The organism is Pedobacter rhizosphaerae, assembly GCF_900111155.1.
GTDB lineage: Bacteria > Bacteroidota > Bacteroidia > Sphingobacteriales > Sphingobacteriaceae > Pedobacter > Pedobacter rhizosphaerae.
In genome coordinates this window covers 188,969-209,795 of sequence record NZ_FOGG01000003.1, presented here as the reverse complement: position 1 = coordinate 209,795, position 20,827 = coordinate 188,969, and the positions used below count along the sequence as shown (strand labels likewise).

Annotated in this window: 14 protein-coding genes and 1 tRNA gene; 13 read left to right on the top strand and 2 right to left on the bottom strand. The window is 40.2% G+C overall.

Annotation, left to right across the window (positions count from 1 at the left end):
• Positions 1-27 precede the first annotated feature (27 nt).
• Complete coding sequence (locus BMX11_RS03615) at positions 28-2,391, top strand: glycoside hydrolase family 3 N-terminal domain-containing protein (RefSeq protein ID WP_090881529.1); 2,364 nt, start codon at positions 28-30, stop codon at positions 2,389-2,391.
• 720 nt (positions 2,392-3,111) lie between these two features.
• Here BMX11_RS03615 and cysM read toward each other — a convergent pair.
• Together cysM and BMX11_RS03605 are read right to left on the bottom strand one after the other, a co-directional pair.
• On the bottom strand, positions 3,112-3,984 hold the full coding sequence (gene cysM / locus BMX11_RS03610) for a cysteine synthase CysM (protein WP_090881527.1): 873 nt from the start codon (positions 3,982-3,984) through the stop codon (positions 3,112-3,114).
• Between the two features lie 2 nt (positions 3,985-3,986).
• The gene (locus BMX11_RS03605; protein WP_090881525.1) at positions 3,987-4,805 is read right to left on the bottom strand and encodes a serine O-acetyltransferase; all 819 of its coding nucleotides are present in this window, start codon (positions 4,803-4,805) and stop codon (positions 3,987-3,989) included.
• A gap of 847 nt (positions 4,806-5,652) precedes the next feature.
• Here BMX11_RS03605 and BMX11_RS03600 point away from each other — a divergent pair.
• The 12 genes from BMX11_RS03600 (at position 5,653) to BMX11_RS03545 (ending at position 20,821) form a co-directional block, all read left to right on the top strand.
• Positions 5,653-5,726, top strand: a tRNA-Pro gene (locus BMX11_RS03600).
• Positions 5,727-5,866: 140 nt separating this feature from the next.
• Positions 5,867-6,997, top strand: coding sequence for a DEAD/DEAH box helicase (locus BMX11_RS03595; protein ID WP_090881523.1), 1,131 nt, complete (start codon positions 5,867-5,869; stop codon positions 6,995-6,997).
• Between the two features lie 169 nt (positions 6,998-7,166).
• A complete protein-coding gene (locus BMX11_RS03590; RefSeq protein WP_090881521.1) occupies positions 7,167-7,463 on the top strand; it encodes a type II toxin-antitoxin system HigB family toxin in 297 nt (98 codons plus the stop codon).
• A 68-nt stretch (positions 7,464-7,531) separates the two neighbouring features.
• Positions 7,532-7,897: a helix-turn-helix domain-containing protein gene (locus BMX11_RS03585; RefSeq protein WP_090881519.1), complete on the top strand. Its 366-nt coding sequence runs from the start codon at positions 7,532-7,534 to the stop codon at positions 7,895-7,897.
• A 266-nt stretch (positions 7,898-8,163) separates the two neighbouring features.
• Positions 8,164-9,861 carry a trypsin-like peptidase domain-containing protein gene (locus tag BMX11_RS03580; protein WP_090881517.1) on the top strand — a complete coding sequence of 566 codons (1,698 nt, stop codon included), beginning with the start codon at positions 8,164-8,166 and terminating at the stop codon, positions 9,859-9,861.
• A 75-nt stretch (positions 9,862-9,936) separates the two neighbouring features.
• The gene (locus BMX11_RS03575; RefSeq protein ID WP_090881514.1) at positions 9,937-12,009 is read left to right on the top strand and encodes a carboxy terminal-processing peptidase; all 2,073 of its coding nucleotides are present in this window, start codon (positions 9,937-9,939) and stop codon (positions 12,007-12,009) included.
• Between the two features lie 24 nt (positions 12,010-12,033).
• Positions 12,034-12,582, top strand: coding sequence for a sigma-70 family RNA polymerase sigma factor (locus BMX11_RS03570; protein WP_090881512.1), 549 nt, complete (start codon positions 12,034-12,036; stop codon positions 12,580-12,582).
• A 6-nt stretch (positions 12,583-12,588) separates the two neighbouring features.
• Positions 12,589-13,716, top strand: a complete 1,128-nt coding sequence (locus BMX11_RS03565; RefSeq protein ID WP_090881510.1) for a FecR family protein — start codon at positions 12,589-12,591, stop codon at positions 13,714-13,716.
• Between the two features lie 103 nt (positions 13,717-13,819).
• A complete protein-coding gene (locus BMX11_RS03560) occupies positions 13,820-14,950 on the top strand; it encodes a TlpA family protein disulfide reductase (RefSeq protein WP_090881508.1) in 1,131 nt (376 codons plus the stop codon).
• 34 nt (positions 14,951-14,984) lie between these two features.
• Positions 14,985-18,536 carry a SusC/RagA family TonB-linked outer membrane protein gene (locus BMX11_RS03555; RefSeq protein ID WP_090881506.1) on the top strand — a complete coding sequence of 1,184 codons (3,552 nt, stop codon included), beginning with the start codon at positions 14,985-14,987 and terminating at the stop codon, positions 18,534-18,536.
• A 10-nt stretch (positions 18,537-18,546) separates the two neighbouring features.
• Complete coding sequence (locus BMX11_RS03550) at positions 18,547-19,977, top strand: RagB/SusD family nutrient uptake outer membrane protein (protein WP_090881504.1); 1,431 nt, start codon at positions 18,547-18,549, stop codon at positions 19,975-19,977.
• A gap of 10 nt (positions 19,978-19,987) precedes the next feature.
• Positions 19,988-20,821 carry a hypothetical protein gene (locus BMX11_RS03545; protein WP_090881501.1) on the top strand — a complete coding sequence of 278 codons (834 nt, stop codon included), beginning with the start codon at positions 19,988-19,990 and terminating at the stop codon, positions 20,819-20,821.
• Positions 20,822-20,827 lie beyond the last annotated feature (6 nt).

The window sequence follows — 20,827 nt, the reverse complement described above, 5'->3', positions numbered from 1 at the left end:
ACCAGCGGAAGAATAAATTAAATCACGATGAATAAATCCATTTCCTTTTTGTTGCTTTTATCGGGCTTTGCCCTCCATCTTAATGCTCAACAGAAACCTGTTTATAAAAATGCCAAGCTACCTGTTGAACAAAGGATTCAGGATTTGATATCCCGGATGACATTGGAGGAAAAGGTAGGGCAGGTTTCGGTATTGCTGGGTTGGGAGATGTACGATAAGCAAGGGACTGAGGTTTCGGCAAGTGATAAATTTAAGCAAGCCCAGAAGGAACAATATACCGGGATGCTTTGGGCAACTTTGAGAGCAGATCCCTGGACACAGAAAACACTTAAAACAGGATTAAATCCGGAGCTTTCTGCTAAGGCAACCAATGCACTACAGAAATATGTAATAGAAAATACGCGATTGGGTATTCCGATGTTATTTGCCGAAGAATGTCCGCATGGGCACATGGCCATTGGTACTACTGTTTTTCCTACTTCCATAGGTCAAAGCAGCACCTGGAATCCGCAGTTAATCGAAAAAATGGCTTCAGTAATTGCTACAGAGGCAAGGGCGCAAGGTGCACATATTGGTTACGGCCCGGTGCTTGATTTGGCCAGAGAGCCTCGCTGGTCTAGGGTAGAAGAAACTTATGGTGAAGATCCGGTCCTTAATAGTGCCATGGGGGTAGCTATGGTAAAGGGTTTTCAAGGCAATGATTTAAAATCAAATCACCATATTATCTCTACGCTTAAACATTTTACTGCATATGGCGTACCCGAAGGTGGCCACAATGGGGGCAGTGTAGCTATCGGGGCAAGAGAATTGCATCAATCTTACCTCCCTCCATTCAAGGCGGCAGTAAAGGCGGGCGCTTTATCAGTTATGACCGCTTATAACTCTATCGATGGCATTCCTTGTTCTTCAAACCCAGTATTACTGAAAGATATTTTACGCGGCGATTGGGGTTTTAAAGGTTTTGTGGTTTCGGATTTGGGCAGTATTTCAGGGATTAGAAGCAATCACCATGTAGCTAATAGTGCAGAAGAGGCAGCGAGTATGGCCATTAATGCAGGCTTAGATGCCGATTTAAGTGGTTACGGATACGGGAAAGCACTTAAAAAGGCCGTTGAAGGTGGAAAGGTAAGCAAGGCTGTTTTGGATAGTGCTGTGGCAAATGTGCTAAGGCAGAAATTTAATCTGGGTCTTTTTGAAAATCCCTATGTTAATGTAGCATCTGCTAAAAAAGTGGCCAGAAGCTTGGCGCACGTTGATGTGGCCAGAAAAGTTGCTCAAGAATCTATCATTCTTTTAAAAAATGATAAAAATACCCTTCCTCTGAGTAAAACGATCAAAAATATCGCTGTTATTGGCCCCAATGCCGATAATATTTATAATCAGCTGGGAGATTATACTGCCCCACAAGACGAGCAGGCTATTGTAACCGTATTGGAAGGGATAAAAAATAAAGTCTCTAAATCTACCGTAGTTTCCTACGTTAAAGGGTGTTCCATTCGGGATACAGCTAATGTACAATTCGCACAAGCTGTTAATGCCGCGAATCAAGCCGATGCTGTAGTGGTAGTTTTAGGAGGGTCGAGTGCAAGGGATTTTAAAACAGAATACCTATCTACTGGCGCAGCAAATGTTAAAGCGTCTGAAGTAAGTGTTAGTGATATGGAAAGTGGCGAAGGATATGATCGTTCAACACTTGATTTGATGGGAAAACAATTGGAATTGCTTCAGGCTGTTGCCAAAACCGGAAAGCCTGTAGTGTTAGTGACTATTGAAGGCAGACCACTTAATTTAAACTGGCCGGCTGAACATATTCCTGCTATTTTAAACGCCTGGTACCCTGGCCAGGAGGGAGGAAATGCCATAGCGGATGTGCTTTTTGGTGACTACAACCCGGCAGGAAGATTACCGATTTCTGTGCCTAAATCTGTAGGACAGTTACCTGTATATTACAATGCCAAGCGTCCACTTTCTCATGATTATGTAGAAACATCGGCGAAGCCTTTATATTCATTTGGCTACGGTTTAAGCTATTCCAAATTTGAGTATAGCGATCTGATTATCACTAAAACAGCGGGAAGTGATATAGTGACTGTAAGTTTCAAGCTTAAAAATACAAGTAACTTAGCAGGAGATGAGGTAGTTCAACTCTATCTACGAGATGAAACCAGCTCAGTAGTTACTGCAGACAGACAATTGAAAAAGTTTGCCAGGCTACACTTATCCGCTGGAGCGCAAAAGACTGTTACCTTTGCTTTAACCACAGAAGATTTACAACTCTTTAATGCCAATATGAAATGGGTAGTTGAGCCGGGCGACTTTACGGTTATGGTGGGATCATCCTCAGATGATATTAAGCTGAAAGGCGTATTTAATCTTCCCGCTGTAAATTAATTTTTATGATTAGCAGATTTTATCCATCTCATTTAAAAATACGTCTTGCTGACCTGTAACGCAATAGAAAGCTACTCAGTAAATTTATTTCAGCATCTTTACTGTAAACGTGTAGGAAAGACCCTGAAACAAGTTCAGGCTGACGCGCGAATAATCCCGTCTTGCTGAATTTATTTCAGCATCTTTAATATAAACCTGTAAAAATGGCCCGGAACAGGTTCAGGGTGACGTACAAATAATCCCGTCTTGCTGAACTTGTTTCAGCATCTTTAAAAGTAACCGGTATAAAAGGCCCTGAAACAAGTTCAGGGTGACGCGCGAATAATCCCGTCCTGCTGAACTTGTTTCAGCATCTTTAAAAGAAACCGATATAAAAGACCCTGAAACAAGTTCAGGGTGACGTACGAATCATCCCGTCCTGCTGAACTTGTTTCAGCATCTTTAAAAGGAACCGGTATAAAAGGCCCTGAAACAAGTTCAGGGTGACGTACAAATAATCCCGTCTTGCTGAATTTATTTCAGCATCTTTAAAAGAAACCGATATAAAAGGCCCTGAAACAAGTTCAGGGTGACGCGCGAATAATCCCGTCTTGCTGAACTTGTTTCAGCATCTTTAAAAGAAACCGATATAAAAGACCCTGAACAGGTTCAGGGTGACGCGCGTGTTAGGAGATTTACTATGAGATCCTTGTTTAAAATCCCGTCCTGCGAATAACTTTATTACCCAAAAAGATCACTGCTTAAATAGCGGTCTCCACGATCGCAAGCAATAAATACAATAACACCGCTTTCTAATTCCTGTGCTACGCGTATGGCTGCCGAGCAGGCTCCACCGGTGCTCATTCCGGCAAATATGCCTTCATCCTTAGTTAGTTTTCTGGTTAATTCAGTCGCCTCAATAGCCGAGATATCTATCGTTCTGTCTACACGTTCTGGTTCGAATATTTTGGGTAAATACTCCACCGGCCACCTCCGTATCCCAGGTATACTGGCTTCTTCGGTAGGCTGGCAGCCAATAATCTGTACCTGAGGTAAATGTTCTTTTAAGTATCTGGAGCATCCCATGATGGTGCCTGTAGTACCCATGGCACTTACAAAATGAGTAATTTTTCCATCCGTATCGCGTAAAATTTCCGGGCCGGTAGTTCGATAATGCGCTAAATAGTTGTCGGGATTAGCAAATTGGTTCAACAAAAAGTGTCCTTCGGTTTTTCCTTTATCCTCAGCATAATCTCTGCAAACTTCAATGCTCTCTAGTAAAGTTACTTGTGCACCAAAAGCCTCCATGGTAAGTTTACGCTCTTTAGTAGAGTTTTGAGGCATAACCAATTCGATTTCAAGTCCGTAATAGCGCGCAATTAGGGCCAGTGCAATACCTGTATTTCCACTTGTAGCCTCAACCAACTTAGTACCAGGACCAATCTCTCCTCGCTCTATAGCACTTCTAATCATATTTAGCGATGCCCTGTCTTTAACACTACCGCCCGGGTTATTACCTTCTAATTTGGCAAATATTTTGACATTTGGATTTGGATTCAGTTTTTTCAGTTCGACTAAAGGGGTATTTCCAATCAGTTCTATAATGCTCGACATAATTATGAATTTGTATGAGTTTGTTTTGATTTGCCCAATCGAATTACTGGCGAGTGATATGCCGTAGAGTAGGGAGGTATACTTTCCGTTAACCACACATTACCGCCAACTACACTATCGTGTCCGATAACCGTTTCTCCACCCAAAATGGTGGCACCAGAATAGATGACCACATTATCTTCTACCGTAGGATGGCGTTTATTGCCTGCCAGTGATTTACTTACACTCATGGCTCCTAAGGTTACACCCTGATAAATTTTAACGTTTTTTCCCAGCAGACTGGTTTCCCCAATCACAATTCCAGTTCCGTGGTCAATATGGAAATATTCTCCAATACGTGCCAACGGGTGGATATCTATACCTGTTTTGGAATGGGCATGTTCGGTTAAGATACGTGGCATTAAGGATACACCCAAAATGGCCAGTTGGTGCGCAATGCGATAGAAATAAATGGCATAAAAGCCAGGATAGGTTCTAAGCACTTCTGTTTGACTACGTGCTGCCGGATCACCCTCAAAGATGGCTCTTAAGTCGGTACGTAGAATTTGGTAAACCTCTGGCAACACCGCAAAAAAGGCCTCTGTAATACTTTCTGCATTACCTTCAGGAAGCAGGCTAGGGTGTAGCATACCTTTAAGTGTATCTTTAAGTTCTTGGCTTCTGGCTTTCAGCTCGATAAGGTTTTGCGCTTTACTTTCTTCATTTTCAGGAAATAGGAGATGGAGCAATTCCAATGCCCAGGTAGCTATAAATTCGTTACTGGGTAAAGTAATTCCTGCCGACGGTCTTTTCAGTAAGTCCCCTAAGAAATCATCATTCATTGTTTTGTTGGGTGCAGAAAATCGATCTGCGTTTTGTTGTTAAGTCAAAGTTACCACTTTTAGGAGATTAGTTCAGGATAAATATCAACTAAATCTATAGATTTTGTCATTAAATGGGTTTTTAGCCCTTAAACCGCAAAGTCCGCTAAGTTTTCGCAAGCAAGGGTTTTAACCATGTTCGGCATTTAAGAAAATATAAACCCAGCTTTGTGCCCTTTGTGCCTTTACTTAGTGGCCTTTGTGGTAAAAATATTAACCATGTAGGACATTTAAGAAAATATAAGCCAGCTTTGTGTCCTTTGTGCCTTTACTTAGTGGCCTTTGTGGTTAAAAATATTTAACCATGTAAGGCATTTAAGAAAATATAGACCCAGCTTTATGCCCTTTGTGCCTTTACATAGTGGCCTTTGTGGTAAAAATATTAACCATGTAAGACATTTAAGAAATATAAACGCAGCATAGAACCCTTTGTGCTCCATACAGTGAAATTGTGGTAAAAATATTTAACCATGTAAGGCATTTGAGAAAATATAAACCCAGCTTTGTGCCCTTTGTGTCTTTACTTAGTGGTCTTTGTGGTAAAAATATCAATCGTATTACATATTTTAGAAAGTATAAGCTTAGTTCTGCGTGTTGTCTGTCTAATCTCCGGGAAAATATTTAAACCAGGTTCTGATTAAGAAAAAATAATTTGCTGATTATTAGTTATCTAGAATAAAACTTAAAAAATAATGTTGCCATCTCTTGTAAGATGTATTCTAATTCCTATCTTTGCAATCCCAATCGGAACGTAAGATGATTCGGGAGAGCCAGAAAAAGCTCTAATACCACAAAGGTGATACCTTTTCGGGGTGTAGCGTAGCCCGGTATCGCGCCACATTTGGGATGTGGAGGTCGTAGGTTCGAATCCTGCCACCCCGACTTAAAAGCCCTTTAAATCTTAGGATTTAGAGGGCTTTTTGCTTTAACAGAATTTCTACTCTGGGGGCGGGAGCCAAACCAGCAACGCTGCAAGAACCTAATTGTGGCAATTTTGGATTAATTTTTAAAAAAAAGAATATATGCCATTCAGTTCTCTTGGCTTGTCGCCAGATTTATTAAAAGTATTGTCTAATCAAAGCTTTACTGATCCAACACCCATCCAGGAAAGTGCTATACCAGCCATATTAAATAAAAAAGATATTCTAGGCATTGCTAAAACAGGTTCAGGGAAAACAGCCAGCTATGTTTTACCCTTATTGATGAATTTGCAAGCGGCATCTGCGCTTAGAAACCGCCATGTTAATGTATTGGTATTAGTACCTACACGAGAATTGGCCGAGCAGGTAAAAGAGGTTTTTCATACTTTTAGTCGCGGGCTTTCTGTACCTGTTAAAACCCTGGCGGTGTACGGTGGGGTTTCTATTAATCCACAAATGACCTCCCTTCAGGGCGTAAATGTGCTTGTCGCCACGCCTGGAAGATTGCTAGAACTGGTAGATTCTAATGCAGTGCATCTATCAAGCATTGAAACTTTGGTGCTGGATGAAGCAGATAAGATGCTCAATCTCGGATTTAAAGAAGAGGTAGATAAAATTATCGCGCTTCTACCTGAAAAACGTCAGAATATATTATTGTCTGCTACTTTGAGTGCAGATCTTCAACAGATTCATCAGGTATTGTTGCATGATCCGATGGTGATCAAAATAGAAAGTCAGGAGGATTCGATTGAGCAGATCAACCAGGTAGCTTATATTGTATCAGACGAAAAGAAAGGACCTTTCTTGCGTTATTTGATCAATCATCACGAAATGAAACAAGTGCTGATATTTGCCTCTTCTGTTAAAACCGCTGATGCTGTTGTAAATAAGCTTCGCAAAAATAATTTTGATGCTAAAGCTATTCACAGTAAAAAAAGTCAGGGGGCAAGAAAGGAAGCCTTATACCTTTTTAAATCAGGTAAACTTCGAATATTGGTGGCTACAGATTTGATGGGTAGAGGAATTGACATCGACCAGCTTCCTTTTGTAATTAATTACGAATTACCAAGATCGCCAAAGGATTATGTTCATCGCATTGGCAGAACTGGCCGCGCAGGGAATGCAGGAGAGGCAATATCGCTGGTTAACACCGATGAATTACATCATTTCGAGGTTATCCAAAAGAAAATGGGGAAACAGGTGAAGCTGATTGATAGTGAAAGTGTTAAATAGCCAATATTCAGATAAGGCTTTAATCGTATGTGAAATGCAAGCTAAAATTAACTCTTAATTATTTTTATTCAGAACTGGCGCTTTATATCTAAATTAAATTTAGAAAACCTAAATTAAATTTAATTATCTAAAATAAAATTGATAATTTTGTGTTAATGAATTATTCGCTATGCTAGTAATAAGCTACGGAACACTCAGAGAATTTTATGAGATACATGCTGATGCAAAAGATGCTTTAAATAATTGGTATAGGCTGGCGAGCCAGGCAGATTGGTCAAACTTTCACGAAATTAAGCAAATGTTCAATTCCGTTGATGCAATAGGCAACGATCGTTTTGTTTTCAATATCAAAGGCAATGGTTATAGAATTATTACGTTAATTTTCTTTGATGTAAGGACAGTTTTTGTTCGTTTTGTTGGAACGCATGCGGATTATGACAAGTTAAAAAACAGCTCTGTTATTTAAATGAGCCCCTTGCTTTGTCTGTGGGAGATCAGGCAGCTTAAATTTACCCCTATTTATCCATAACACCGATGAATATAATAAAGAAAGAATCAGATTACAATGCTGTAATGGCTAAAATTGATAGCCTGATGTCTAAAGGAAGCCATAACGTCTCAAAAGAAGAGCTAGCAGAAATCCGTACTTTGGCGCTTACAGCACAAGCTTATGAACAAGAAAAGTACACAGTCCCCCCACCTGATACTCTGGTTGGGATGATTGAAATGAAGATGTACGAAATGAAGTTGAAACAGAAAGATCTTGCTGAGAAACTAAATGTAAGTACAGCGAAATTGTCTCTTATTATGAATGGCAAGCAAAAAGCTGATGTTGAATTTTTAAAGTCAGTTTACACACAGTTAAATGTTGATGCTGAATTTATACTTCAACATGCATAATTGCATTCTATTCCCATCAGGATCCAGTTTATTTAATGAATTAAACAAGACGACAGTACATTATAACGATTAATTAATTGTCAATTATCTAAACAGCTTATAGCGCCCCTTTTGCAAATGCAGAAGGGGCTTTTGTTTTAATCAAAATATCGCTATTTAATCGATATTAATACCAGCTAATATTTTTTAATTGAAATTCACCCTTTTTGGATTAAGGATCGCCTTAATTGATACCTAAACATTGCCTAAACGGCATAACCAAAAAGATGAAGAAATTATTATTTTTATTTGCTATCCTGTTCATTAATTTGCAGGGATTTGCACAAGTCAATCGTGTAGATATCAAAAAGCTGGGGCGAGATATTCAGCAGGTGGTCCGAAAAGTTTACCAGGCTTCTGTATTGATAACACCTTATGATCCTAGTAAGGATATAGCTTTGCCGGGTGCCTTTAGTGGTGTGGTAATAGATACAGCTGGTATTATACTATCTGCTGCACATGCAGTTAAACCCGATCAGTTATATCAGGTGAATTTTGCTGATGGCAAAAAAAGATTTGCCAGAGGGTTGGGAAGAATTGTATCTAATGATGCAGCCATGCTGAAAATTGTAGACAAAGGAACCTGGGTATATGCGCCCATGGGATGGTCCTCGACACTGCAAAAGGGTACGCCTTGTATCAGTATTGCTTATCCAGGAACTGTAGAAGCTAAAACTCCAACCATTAGGTTTGGGTATGTTGCAGAGGCAGAATCAAAAAACGGCTTTATGCGTTCGACATGTTTGATGGAGCCAGGAGATTCTGGAGGACCCTTGTTTGATATGAAAGGTAGGGTAATCGGTTTGCATAGTAGGGTAGAGCTATCCTTAGATGATAACTTTGAAATTCCGGTTGATACCTATCGAAAGTACTGGAACGCACTTATGGATCCACAAAGTTACACCTCTTTACCTACTGAAAATACTTTAGCCAGTCCTACCAGCAATAGCGATTTGAAGGTTATGGCAGGCATAACACAACTGAACGACAATTTAAGTAAAGCTTTAATAAACCAGCTTGGCACTGCTTGTGTGAAAATTAAAAGCCCATACAAAGGGAAGGGGATACCTATCCATGTATTAGGTACGCTAATAAAACCGGATGGTTTATCTGCTTCAGGAAACTGGAAAAACAAAAGCTTTATCGTCACTAAAAGTTCAATGATTAGCAATGTCGTATCTGTTGAGGTTGCAGCCAACAAAGAGGTTCCTGCACAGATAATTGCTCGCGATGTAGCTAATGATCTGGTTTTGTTGACAATAGATCAGCCACTAAACGAAGGAATTAAGTTGTCGTCGATTTCAAATGATGTTGTGCAGTTTAGTGATTTGGGGAAGTCTTTGGTTTCTCCGGTAGCGGATGATAAAATGGTTTTCAGTATTCTGGGAAACACACAGCTCAATATTAAAAAAGTACCAAGTACTGCTTATATCGGGCTTAACACTAAACTATCAGATGGAAAAGTAACCGTTGCCAGCCTGATGCCGGGTGGGCCGGCAAGTAAGGCAAAAATATCTTTAGGAGATGAGTTACTGAGTATTAATGGTAAGCCTGTGCATGGTGAAAGTGATCTTCGCGAGGAAATTGAAAGTTATATCTCAAATGATACCGTTAACCTGGCATTTTCGAGAAATGGTGTGCGGGAGGAGAAACGTGTTGCGGTTAAAATGAATCAATCAGGATTAGAAATGCATATTGCCTATCGTTTTCTGGATGGAAGGAGTGAAAGATATTCCGGGTTCAATAATATAATCATTCATGATGGCAGGTTAAAACCGGCTGAATGCGGAGGACCATTGTTCGACGCTAATGGGAAATTTTACGGGATAAATATTGCGCGTCTTAGCCGGACGAGCAGTTTAACCATACCTGCTGAGGTGATCCGGAACTTTGTGAAGGGCGAACTTTCAAAAGTTGCACTGTAATTATTTCAAAAATAGCTTCTCATTTTTTCACCCTTTTCTGTTTCCACTTCGCCTTTAACTGAATAACCTAATTTTATGACCAAAACTAACTACTTTACCAGGACCCGGTATTTCACCGGAGCCGCCATCGCCTGTGCGGTGTTGCTACCGCTGCTAGCAAAAGCGCAAGAACCTAGCGCTGGAGAAATTCAAAAAGCAACTATCCTTGCTGTAGTAAAAAACCTGAAGGAAAATCATGTACATCCCAAACCTATAGATGATAACTTCTCTAAAACAATTTGGAAAAAGTTTCTTGAAGGTTTGGATCCCAATAAAGATGTATTCCTTAAAAGTGATTTTGAAGATTTGAAACAATATCAACTTACAGTAGATGAAGCTCTTAATGAAGGTAATGCCGTTTTTTTTAATGCTGCATTTGAGCGCTACCAGCAACGATTACATGCTGCTGCCGAAGGATATCAAAAAGTATTGTCTACACCTTTCGATTTTACGCTGAAAGAATCTGTACAGTTGTACGGAAAACTAAGAGATTATGCCAGTACAGAAACTGAATTGCAGAACGTATGGAGACAACGTGCGAAATACCTGGTGTTGAGGAAAATGATGGAGCTAGACAAAACCAAAATGAATAGCCCTGAGCTGGAAAAACAAGCACGTACTAAAATAGAGAGATGGCTAAGTAATTCATTTAAAAATTTAACAGGCCCAACTGCTCAGAGCGAAAGGTTTAGTCAGTTTTTAAGCACAGTAACCCTTCAGGTAGAGCCACATACCCAATATATAGCACCTGTTCAGTTGAAAATGATTGATGCCAGTATGGCTAAGCGATTTTATGGGATAGGCTTAGAGTTACAGGAAAAGGAAGGTGATGTTTTCGTTAAAACAGTTAGGCCGGGAGGAATGGCGATGAGGAGTGGAAAAATTGAGGCCAACGATCGAATTGTAAGCATTAGCAATACAGCAGGTGAGATGGTAGATGTGGTGGGCATGTCGGGAGTAGAAGTAGGTGGAATGATCCGAGGAGATAAAGATACCCGTGTATCATTAGGGCTGATGACAGCCAATGGGACCCTAAAAACAGTTTCCCTAATGCGGGCAGAAATCAATGAAGAAGAAACCAAAGCTAAAAGTGCAATTATAGAGAAAAATGGTAAGAAAATAGGTTATCTGTTTTTAAGAGAGTTTTATGTAGATGTGAACAACCCGAAAGGAGCCCACGCAGCCATTGATTTTAGGGCAGAGCTGCTGAAGCTTAAGGAGGCAAAGGTTGCAGGAGTGGTCGTAGATTTACGTGATAATCCCGGTGGCTCTTTAGATGAAGTAGTAGATATTGCCGGTTTTTTCTTAGGTGCGGGACCTAAAGTTTTGGTGAAGGAAGTAAATGCCCTTTTTACGCCAACCACTACTGAACCAGCCTTATATACCGGCCCCTTAGTGGTGATGATGAACGAGCACAGCGCATCTGCTTCAGAAATATTTGCTGCAGCAATTCAAGATCATAAGCGTGGATTAATTATCGGGGCACCGGCCAGCTTTGGAAAGGGAACGGCACAACCTACGCTACCCATGGGGAAAATGGGAGATAGGAAAAAAGGAATTCCTAATATCAGTTATGGCTCATTGAGAATAAGTCAATTTCAATTTTACAGGGTTACCGGAGCCTCTACGCAATCGAAAGGTGTATTATCTGATATTGTGTTACCAGGAAAACTGGCTTATTTAGAAAGCAGGGAGAAATATAGAGATGCAGCATTGGCCTGGGATAGCATTTCGCCAGCTGCTTATCAGCCTGTTCGGGCAGTAGCTAGCTGGAATAAAATGAAGAATTTGGGCCGTGCAGCAGTTGGTCAAATTAATATTTTTAAAAATATAGATGAAAAGAGTAAATTGTTGGCAGAAGAACAGTTGAAGTCTGTTAGCTTAAATCCTGCCGAGTTTGTGAAGCAGCAACAAGTGTTGTTAAATTATACCAAACAAATTGACGCTGCCAGCCAATTGCCTGCAAACAGGAGATTGAAAGTGCTGGCTACACCAAATGGGGGCACCGCAGTTAAGGATTGGTACGCCAAGTGGACAAAGGAATTATCTACCGATATTTATATTGATAAATCAATTGATATCATAAACAGTGTGATGACAGTTAAATAAAGAAAACGTTAAACCCGAAGGTAAATGGCAGATCTTTCAAAGATAGAAGAGCACTTTAACGAACATTATTCCTTTTTGTGTGCGGCTGCATATAACGTGGTAGAAGATGAGGAAGTTGCGAAAGATATTGTCCAGAATTTTTTTATGTATTGCCTGGATAAGATTTCTACCATAGCAGTGCATACGAGCTTTAAGAGTTATGCATTCAGAGCAGTAAGAAATGCTTCCTTAAGCTACAGAAAAAGGGCACAGAAAGTAGATTATAATAACGAATTGATGCTGAGGGCATCGGCTAATATGGCCAGCTACCAAGAGCGGGATACGCAAGAGCGTGAGGCAATACGCGACCGTGCATTGTGGGAAATTATTGAGCAGATGCCAGAAAGGCGTAAACATATATTTCTGTTAAGCAATAAGGATGGCTTAAAGTACACCGAAATTGCCGCGCAGCTTGACATTTCTGTAAATACAGTAAAAACACACATCAAATTATCTTACGAGTTTTTAAGGCGAGAGTGCCAGCAACTTATCAGGATGATTATTTTAATCGTTATATGGTTTGGATTTCGTTAACAGGATATGGATCAGGAAGAGAAAATAAACTGGGATAAATTATTGAATCACCTTAAGCATAGCGCTGAGTTGCCGGATGATGATGAATTGAACCCTGAGGAGCTGGAAATGCTTCTATTTGCAGAAGAAATTAATATGAGGTTAAAAGAAGAAGATGTGCAGTTAAGATTTCCGGTACATGAAGGCTGGATAGAACTGCAAGAGCGTTACCAGCAAAAGATGGCAAAAGCCAGGCGGTTTAAGTTGTATCGCGTGTTGGCCCTGGCTGCAGTTTTAGTAGTTGCTCTTAGCACAACATGGTGGCTGTTTTTACAGCAAAACCATACAGAACAGCAAATAGCTGGTAATCAGATTCAGCTTACTTTGGCCAATGGCCAAACAGTAGAGCTGGATTCCAGTCAGTCGGAAATTTTGAAAACTGAAGGGGCGGCTTTAAACGGAACCAGCTTGGTTTATAAACCTGAAACGGCATTACCGAAAGGGGACCATCAGTCCAGCCTCAATGTTTTATCGGTACCCAAGGGGAAATTTACGCGTTTAGAATTAAGCGATGGAACCAAAATATGGATAAATTCTGGATCTAAACTTAGTTACCCGGTACCTTTTGCAGCCAACAAGCGTGAAGTTACTTTAGAAGGTGAGGCCTATTTTGACGTAAGTCATAACGCTGACAGGCCTTTTGTGGTGCATGCAAAATCAGTAGCGGTAAAAGTATTGGGTACGGCATTTGGTATGAGTACTTTTAAAAATCAAGTATCTACTGCCTTGGAAAAAGGGAAGGTGAGTATGCAGGCGGGTAACCAGCAGGTATTACTTGTACCGGGTGAATTAGGCCTTTACCATGCCGAAAATAATTGCTTAACCAAATCTGAGGCCGACTTGCGTATCTATACCGCCTGGAAAGATTTAGATCTATACTTTAGTGAAAGTACACTGGAAGAAATTACTTCGCGTATAGCGCGTGAGTATGATGTAGACTTTGTTTTTGAACAAGAAAATCTCAAAAACTTGCACTTTACCATAGATATGCCTAAACATGCAGCGCTCAGTAAAATACTGCAAAATATTAAGCTAAGCAGTGATGAGGTAGATTTTGAAATCAAGGGCAACCAGATACAGGTAAAACGACGCTAAGCAATAATTACTATATAATTGAAGGGTGAAAATAATTTAAAATTGTTTTCACCCTTTTTGTTAGGTCCACTGCCTATACTTTAAACCAACCTGAAAATTTATTATGAAAAAACCAATTTTGCCTTTATTAGGCTTAATGCTATTTGCATTCTCAACTCTTGCACAAGAGAAGTTAACTATCAATGCCAACATGCCCGAACTAACGGATGGTGATCCGGTATATCTTTGGAATGCATTTACTAAAACCAGTGATTCGACTTATGTAAAAAACAACAGTTTTTCTTTCTCTGTAGATGTTCCTAATGGAGCGAGTACGTTTATCCTTCAGGCAGGTGTCAATCCGGAGAAAACTGGCTTGGGTATGTTTATGCTGATGCAGACAGGCAAGTTAAATATTGAAGGTGGCAATGGTACAGGATTTAAAGGGGCGAAGTTAACAGGTGATGCCTTTGTGTCGGATTGGCTTGAAATGGAGAAGGCAATGGCCCCGGCAGATGAAAAGTTGAATCAGATTCAGGATCTCAATGCGGATTTCAATGAGGCTAGAAAATTAGGAGATAAGAGTGCCGCTGATGCTATCGCGAAAGAAATGGGAGAGTTAAGAAAAGAGGTGGCCAAGATCGGAAGGGATTTCCTGGATCAACACCCTACCTCTTCAGCTTCTGCCTATGTGCTAAACGCCATTTTACCTGATGCTTTTTCGGCTATGGAAAAGATCGAATACCTGAGTAAACTTAGCGGAAATGCCTTAAATGGAGTAAGTAAAAAGATGTTAATGGGGCTTACCGGTAGCGAAACACCTTGGATAGGAAAACAAGCCCCAGATTTTTCGCAACCAGATGTAAATGGTAAAATGGTGAGCCTTAAAGATTTTAAAGGTAAATATGTTTTGGTAGATTTTTGGGCCAGCTGGTGTACGCCATGCAGAGGAGAAGCGCCTCAGCTTAAAGCTATTTATGAAAAAGTCAAGGACAAAAATATTAGTTTTGTGAGCATTTCTTTAGATAAGGATAAGAGCAAGTGGACCCAGGCTATGCTCGAAGACAAAATGCCTTGGCAACAATTATCTGATTTGGTTGGCGAACAGAATGCCGCTGCCAAAGCTTTTAATGTGGGGGCTGTTCCAGCTAAATTTTTGATAGACCCTAGTGGTAAAGTGATTGGTGTAGGATTTAAAGATGGAAGTGAAACAGGAAAGGTGCTGGAAAAATTCTTAAATGAACATTTAAAATAATTATTGAACAACCATCAACTACTAACCCAAACATATGACTAATTTTTATCGGAAAATCATCATCATTTGTGGTGTAATGTTTTTCGCCTTTCATCCTCCGGCAATTGCCCAACAAAAAGATGATAAGGTAACGATTAATGTGAAGAACGGTTCCCTTGAGGAAATCATCTTATTACTCAAAAAACAGACAGATTTAAAGATTGTTTACAATCAGGAATTACTGCGAAGAAACTCTGTGAGGATGCCCTTCTACGCTAAAGATGAGCCACTTAAGGCGGTAATGAGAAGGCTGTTGAAAAGTTCATCGCTTACTTTCGTTGTTAATGATGGCGTACTTATTATTGCACCAAAAGAAGATGAGCAAGACGTGAGACTCGATGCTATAAAAGGCCTGGTACAAGATGAAAAAGGATTTCCCTTAGTGGGAGTAACGGTAAATGTTACAGGCCGCCCCAACAATACCCTTACTGATGAAAACGGTCGATTTAGCATAGCTCTTGACAATATTACTAACCTTACTTTTTCTTATGTAGGATTTAAGAAAAAAACGCTTCCTGCAATTACTGGTGAGGTTATGCGGATAAACCTGATTCCCGAACTGGTTGAAATGCAGGAAGTGGTGGTTACGGGATACCAGGAAGTAAACAGACGTATTTCTGCAAGTTCTACAGTAACTTTATCTGGCGACCAGGTGAATGAACCTGGATCTACTAACATTGTAAGTATGTTGCAGGGAAAGGTTGCAGGACTTTCAGTAGTTAAAACTTCTGGAAGTCCGAATGCAATTCCAACCATGCGTATGCGTGGTACCTCTACCTTAGTTGGTAACGCCAACCCAATCATTGTAGTTGATGGGGTGATCAGGGAAAACCCAAATGAGCTTAATCCGGAAAACCTGCTTGGAATTGAACCTTCAGCAAGGGATTTGATATTAATGAAAGACGGGATTAATGCTACAGGAAGTCTGACGGGAAACAGCATTTCGGGCTTGAATGTTAACGACGTAGAGAGTATTACTTTTTTAAAAGATGCATCCGCTACCGCAATTTATGGAACGAGAGCGGCTAATGGAGTTATTGTAATTACTACTAAAAAAGGCAAAGAAGGTAATCTGCAAGTAGCCTACAGCAGTAACTATGGTTTATCATTAAGGCCAAAATATAGCCAGTTGCAATTAATGAATTCTCAGCAACGCGTACAATTCTCGCGTGAAATGTATGAAGATGGTTACTTGTACCGAAGTATGCCCATAAAAATGGGATATGAAGGAGCCTTTCAGGATCTGGTTAATAAAAAGATTACTGAAAGCGAATTTCAGCAAGAAGTAAGCAGATTATCGGAAATGAACACTGATTGGTTTGATATATTGTTCCGCAATAGCTTCAACAACTCCCAACACTTAAGTTTTTCTGGCGGTACAGATAAAGTAAGCTATTACACTTCACTTTCTTATAACGGTGCCAAAGGAACGGCCAAATTAGATAATTACAGTGAAGGTGCGGCCTCTATGCGATTAAACGCAGACTTAGGCAGAAAGTTAAAATTAGGGATGCTTTTGAATGGAAGTTATAGAACATCTACGGGTTATTTTGGTCAGAATCCATTAGATTATGCGCTAAAAACCAGCCGGGCCATTTCGGCATCTTTAACTTACCCCACTACACAAGAGGTTCTTCCCGGAATACTCGGCTCGCCAATCGGTTTCAATATGATTAATGAATTGCAACAGACTGGCAATCAAACAAAAGACACCAAGGTAAACGCAACAATTGATCTTAACTATTTAATTACGCGCGGACTCAGGTTTGTTTCCATGGCTGGTGGTGCGGTGAATACGCAGGCTAGCGAGCAATATGCCACAGAGTTAACTACTTATGTGTCTAACTACAGAGGGTACGATTTCGGTACTGTTGCTCCAGGAAGCGAGGCTGAGCTGACAAGTTTGTTGCCACACGGAGGAATTTTACTGCCTTCAAACTCCACAATGTATAACTACACGCTTCGCAATATGCTCGATTTTAACCGCACTATTTTCGGTGAAAACCACTTGCTTAACGTAGTTGCAGGACAGGAATTAAGGTCTGTACATAATCAGTCTTTCAGTAATCTGATTCCGGGTTACTTTAGAAACAGGGGCGAAGTATTCGCAGTAACGGCAAACTCCATTCCATTGCTCAATCCGAAAAAAGTAAACTCGGTAGCGAATGCCCTGTCTGGCTTTGGTATGGCTACTTATAGCTATGCGGGGAAATACATTTTAAACGGAAATATAAGGGTTGACGCTTCTAATCGTTTTGGGCAATATGCTAATCAACGTTTTTTACCGGTTTGGAGTTTAGCGGGCAGATGGAATATCGGTTCAGAAGAGTGGTTAAAAGAAAACAAGATTGTTAATGATCTTTATGTAAAAACCTCTTATGGTTTTCAAGGTAATGTAATTACCAGCGTTGGACCAGAATTGGTGGTCACAGTAAATGATGGAAGTTCAGCTTTTAGTGCCGCTGCCAACGAATATTTTTTAAAAATCAAATCCTATCCCTATCCTGATTTAAGGTGGGAGAAAACCAGAAGTGTTAACGTAGAATTAGGTGGTGTTTTACTGCACTCTATGGTTAACTTTAATTTGGCCTACTACCGGAAAATGACTACTGATGCTATTGTTTCCCGAACTATTCCTTCTGAGTATGGGGTACAACGCATGCTCATTAACGGAGGTAATATCAAAAACGAAGGCTACGAGGCTCAGTTAGGACTCAATCTCATTAATAAAAAAGATATAGGTTGGTCTGTAAACATGAATGGAGCCAAAAACTTCAATAAATTATTACAGGGAACAGTGAGAAACATCCAGATAACAGTGTACGATTATTTCAACGGAACTGCATTTATTGAAGGTGCTTCAATCGGAACTATCTATGGATTTGTATTTAAGGGTTTAAATCCAAAAAATGGTATGCCGGTATTTGAAGGAGTTGATGATGCCAACAGACTTGCTTCCACTTCACTTTTAAACTTTCTTAAGCCCCTAGGCACCAGAGACGCTAAAATTAGTGGAGGTTTAAATACCAATCTCCGTTATAAGGCTTTTTCATTGGGCGCAAATTTTAGTTACAAATTAGGGTCGGTAAGATTTAAGAATGGCGCGTATAATTCATCTTCGGTGAATATTCCGATGCCTGAACAAAATTTACCTGCTGTTTTAGCCCAGCGCTGGCGTAAACCTGGTGATGAGGCATTTACCAATATTCCATCTTTTCCAAGAAATACAGAGGATGGAATGGAGGGCTATGCTTTTAGTTCTACATCAGGGTCTTTAAGCCGCTATGTGATGTACACCAACTCGGATGTCAATTTGGTATCAGGGAGTTTTTTACGTTGTAATAATATAGATTTCGCTTATCGTTTAGCTGATAGACTAAGCAAAAAGCTTCATGTTAAACAGGTATCTCTTTCTGCATCTGCCTCCAATTTATTTGTGATTGCTGACAAGAGATTGAATGGCCAAGACCCCGAAATTGATGGCGCAGGAAGTACCGCACTGCCCATTAGCAAAATGTTGGGTTTAGGCTTAAATGTAACTTTTTAATAGATAACAGATGAAACGACATATCCTAATTTTATCACTTATAATCGCCATTCTTTCATTTGCTTCCTGCAAAAAGTTTTTAGAGGAACAATCGCAAACCGATATTATTCCCAGAAACGCCGAAGATTTGAACCAACTGCTTGTTGGGAACGCATACGTGGCTTCCGGTATTGCAGTAGAGCGTTCTCTGAGATTGATAGACGATGATATAACTCAGGACGGGTTTTTACTTTCTGATGCCAATTCAGCCAGATTTGGATCTTATACCTGGCAGCCCGAGGGGAGAGTAGTTGCTGATGATATACCAGGTGCAAATGCATGGGCATCACGCTATCCACAAATTATGGCCTGTAATTTGGTTCTCCAATATTCGGGCAAAGTGTCTGGAACAACAGCTGAAATAGAAAATGTAGAGGGACAGGCTTACTTGTTGCGAGCCTACCATTATTTTATGCTGGTTAATTATTTTGGTAAGCCCTATACGGATCGGTTGTCTAATCCGGAACAGGATTTGGCAGTGCCTATTATGTTGGATGGAAACTTGTCTTTAGAAGGAAAACCCCGTAATACAGTAGCAGAAGTTTACACACAGATCTTAAGTGATCTGGAAAAGGGTATTCTGTTACTAGAGAGAAGTGGGAAAAACAATAATCTCTTTAGGATCAGTCATGTAGGCGGTTATTTGCTGGCTTCGAGGGTATACCTGAATATGGGGAATTGGCCGAAGGCTATTGAGGCGGCCACCAACGTGCTCAACAGAAAATCTACTTTAATGGATCTCAGTAGCTGGGGTGCCGTAAATCAAAACACAAAACCAATTGTCGAACTCCAAAATATAGAAACAATATGGGGACATGGAGATGTAAGTGTTATACCAAGATCTGGAGAAGATACGAATTATCGATTATCTGATGGACTGCTATCTATCTTCGAACCCGGCGATTTAAGAACTACTGTTTACATTGCCAATAAAAGATCTATTAAACGCACTATTGCATCAGGGTTAGCAAAGGTGGGGCAGGCATTTCGTGTATCTGAAGCACTATTGAACCGCGCTGAAGCTTATGCCCAACTGAATAAACTCGGACAGTCGAACAACGGACAGTTAGCACTCAACGATTTAAACACTCTTCGTAAAAAAAGGTTCACTACTGCATCCTATCAGGATTTGACAAGTACAGGGGCAGACGACCTATTGCAAAAATGTGCGCTTGAAAAACGCAGGGAATTTTTTGATGAGGAAGCACACCGTTGGTTTGATCTTCGCCGCTCGGGTATGCCAGAAATTAAGCACGTGTTTTATCCGAATAATGCGCAGTCGGTTACCTACACGCTTAAAGAAAGAGACCCTGCTTACTTGCTGCAGATTCCAATGTCTATTTTAAATCTGAACCCCAAATTAGTACCTAACCCTTTACCTGCCGTGCGGCAGGGACAATAATTAGCAATTTATGAAACTGAAAATATTAATTTATTCTTTTTTATCCCTGCTGCTTTTTGGAGGTTGTGGAAAAGAAGAACTGACACCAGCAGCGGAAATCCCTCCATTGTACACCTTACCACAGGGTAATCATCCCTATGATAAAACCATTGTAGATTTTTACAATACTTACGGAACTTACATACTGTATAAATTTACTGATAAAGATTTCAGGTGGAACTTCAATACTAATATCTCTTTTGTAGCCGAGCAGGGTGATGAAAACTATATTGAGCCTGCACTCGCTGCTTTGGATAAGTATCTGATCAAGTTGTATCCAACGGATTTCTTGAAAAAAGCTTTGCCTTATAAAATTATCCTGAGTTCAAGAATCAGGTCTGTGAGTACGAATGGGACGGTTTTAGATAATTACATCAATGCGGTGAGTACCTCGAGTCATTTTGCATTTGGTAGGGCAGGTAGCACATTAAGTACCCTTACCGAAGCGCAGTTGAAAACAATGAAAGCAGAACTGAACCGTGAATTTTGGCGACAAGCTTCGGCATACGGCAAGATCCCGATGCCACCTGCTTTTGTGGCTGCTACCAGCTATAATGTGGTTACTGCTGCAAATAGAAGAACATACGGGGTTTTCACGGTACCTAACGGGAGTCAGAATATTTATGGCGATTTGGTAGACTACCTTTACAACATCGCTTTGCAAACCCCGCAAGAATGGGAGCAAACTGTGTTTACAACTACCAACGACCCTACAGGCAGGTTCCGGTTTAAGTACAATTCCATTATCAATTACTATAAAGAAAAATACGGATTAGATCTTCAATCTGTTTCACAAAATAAATAACAGCTC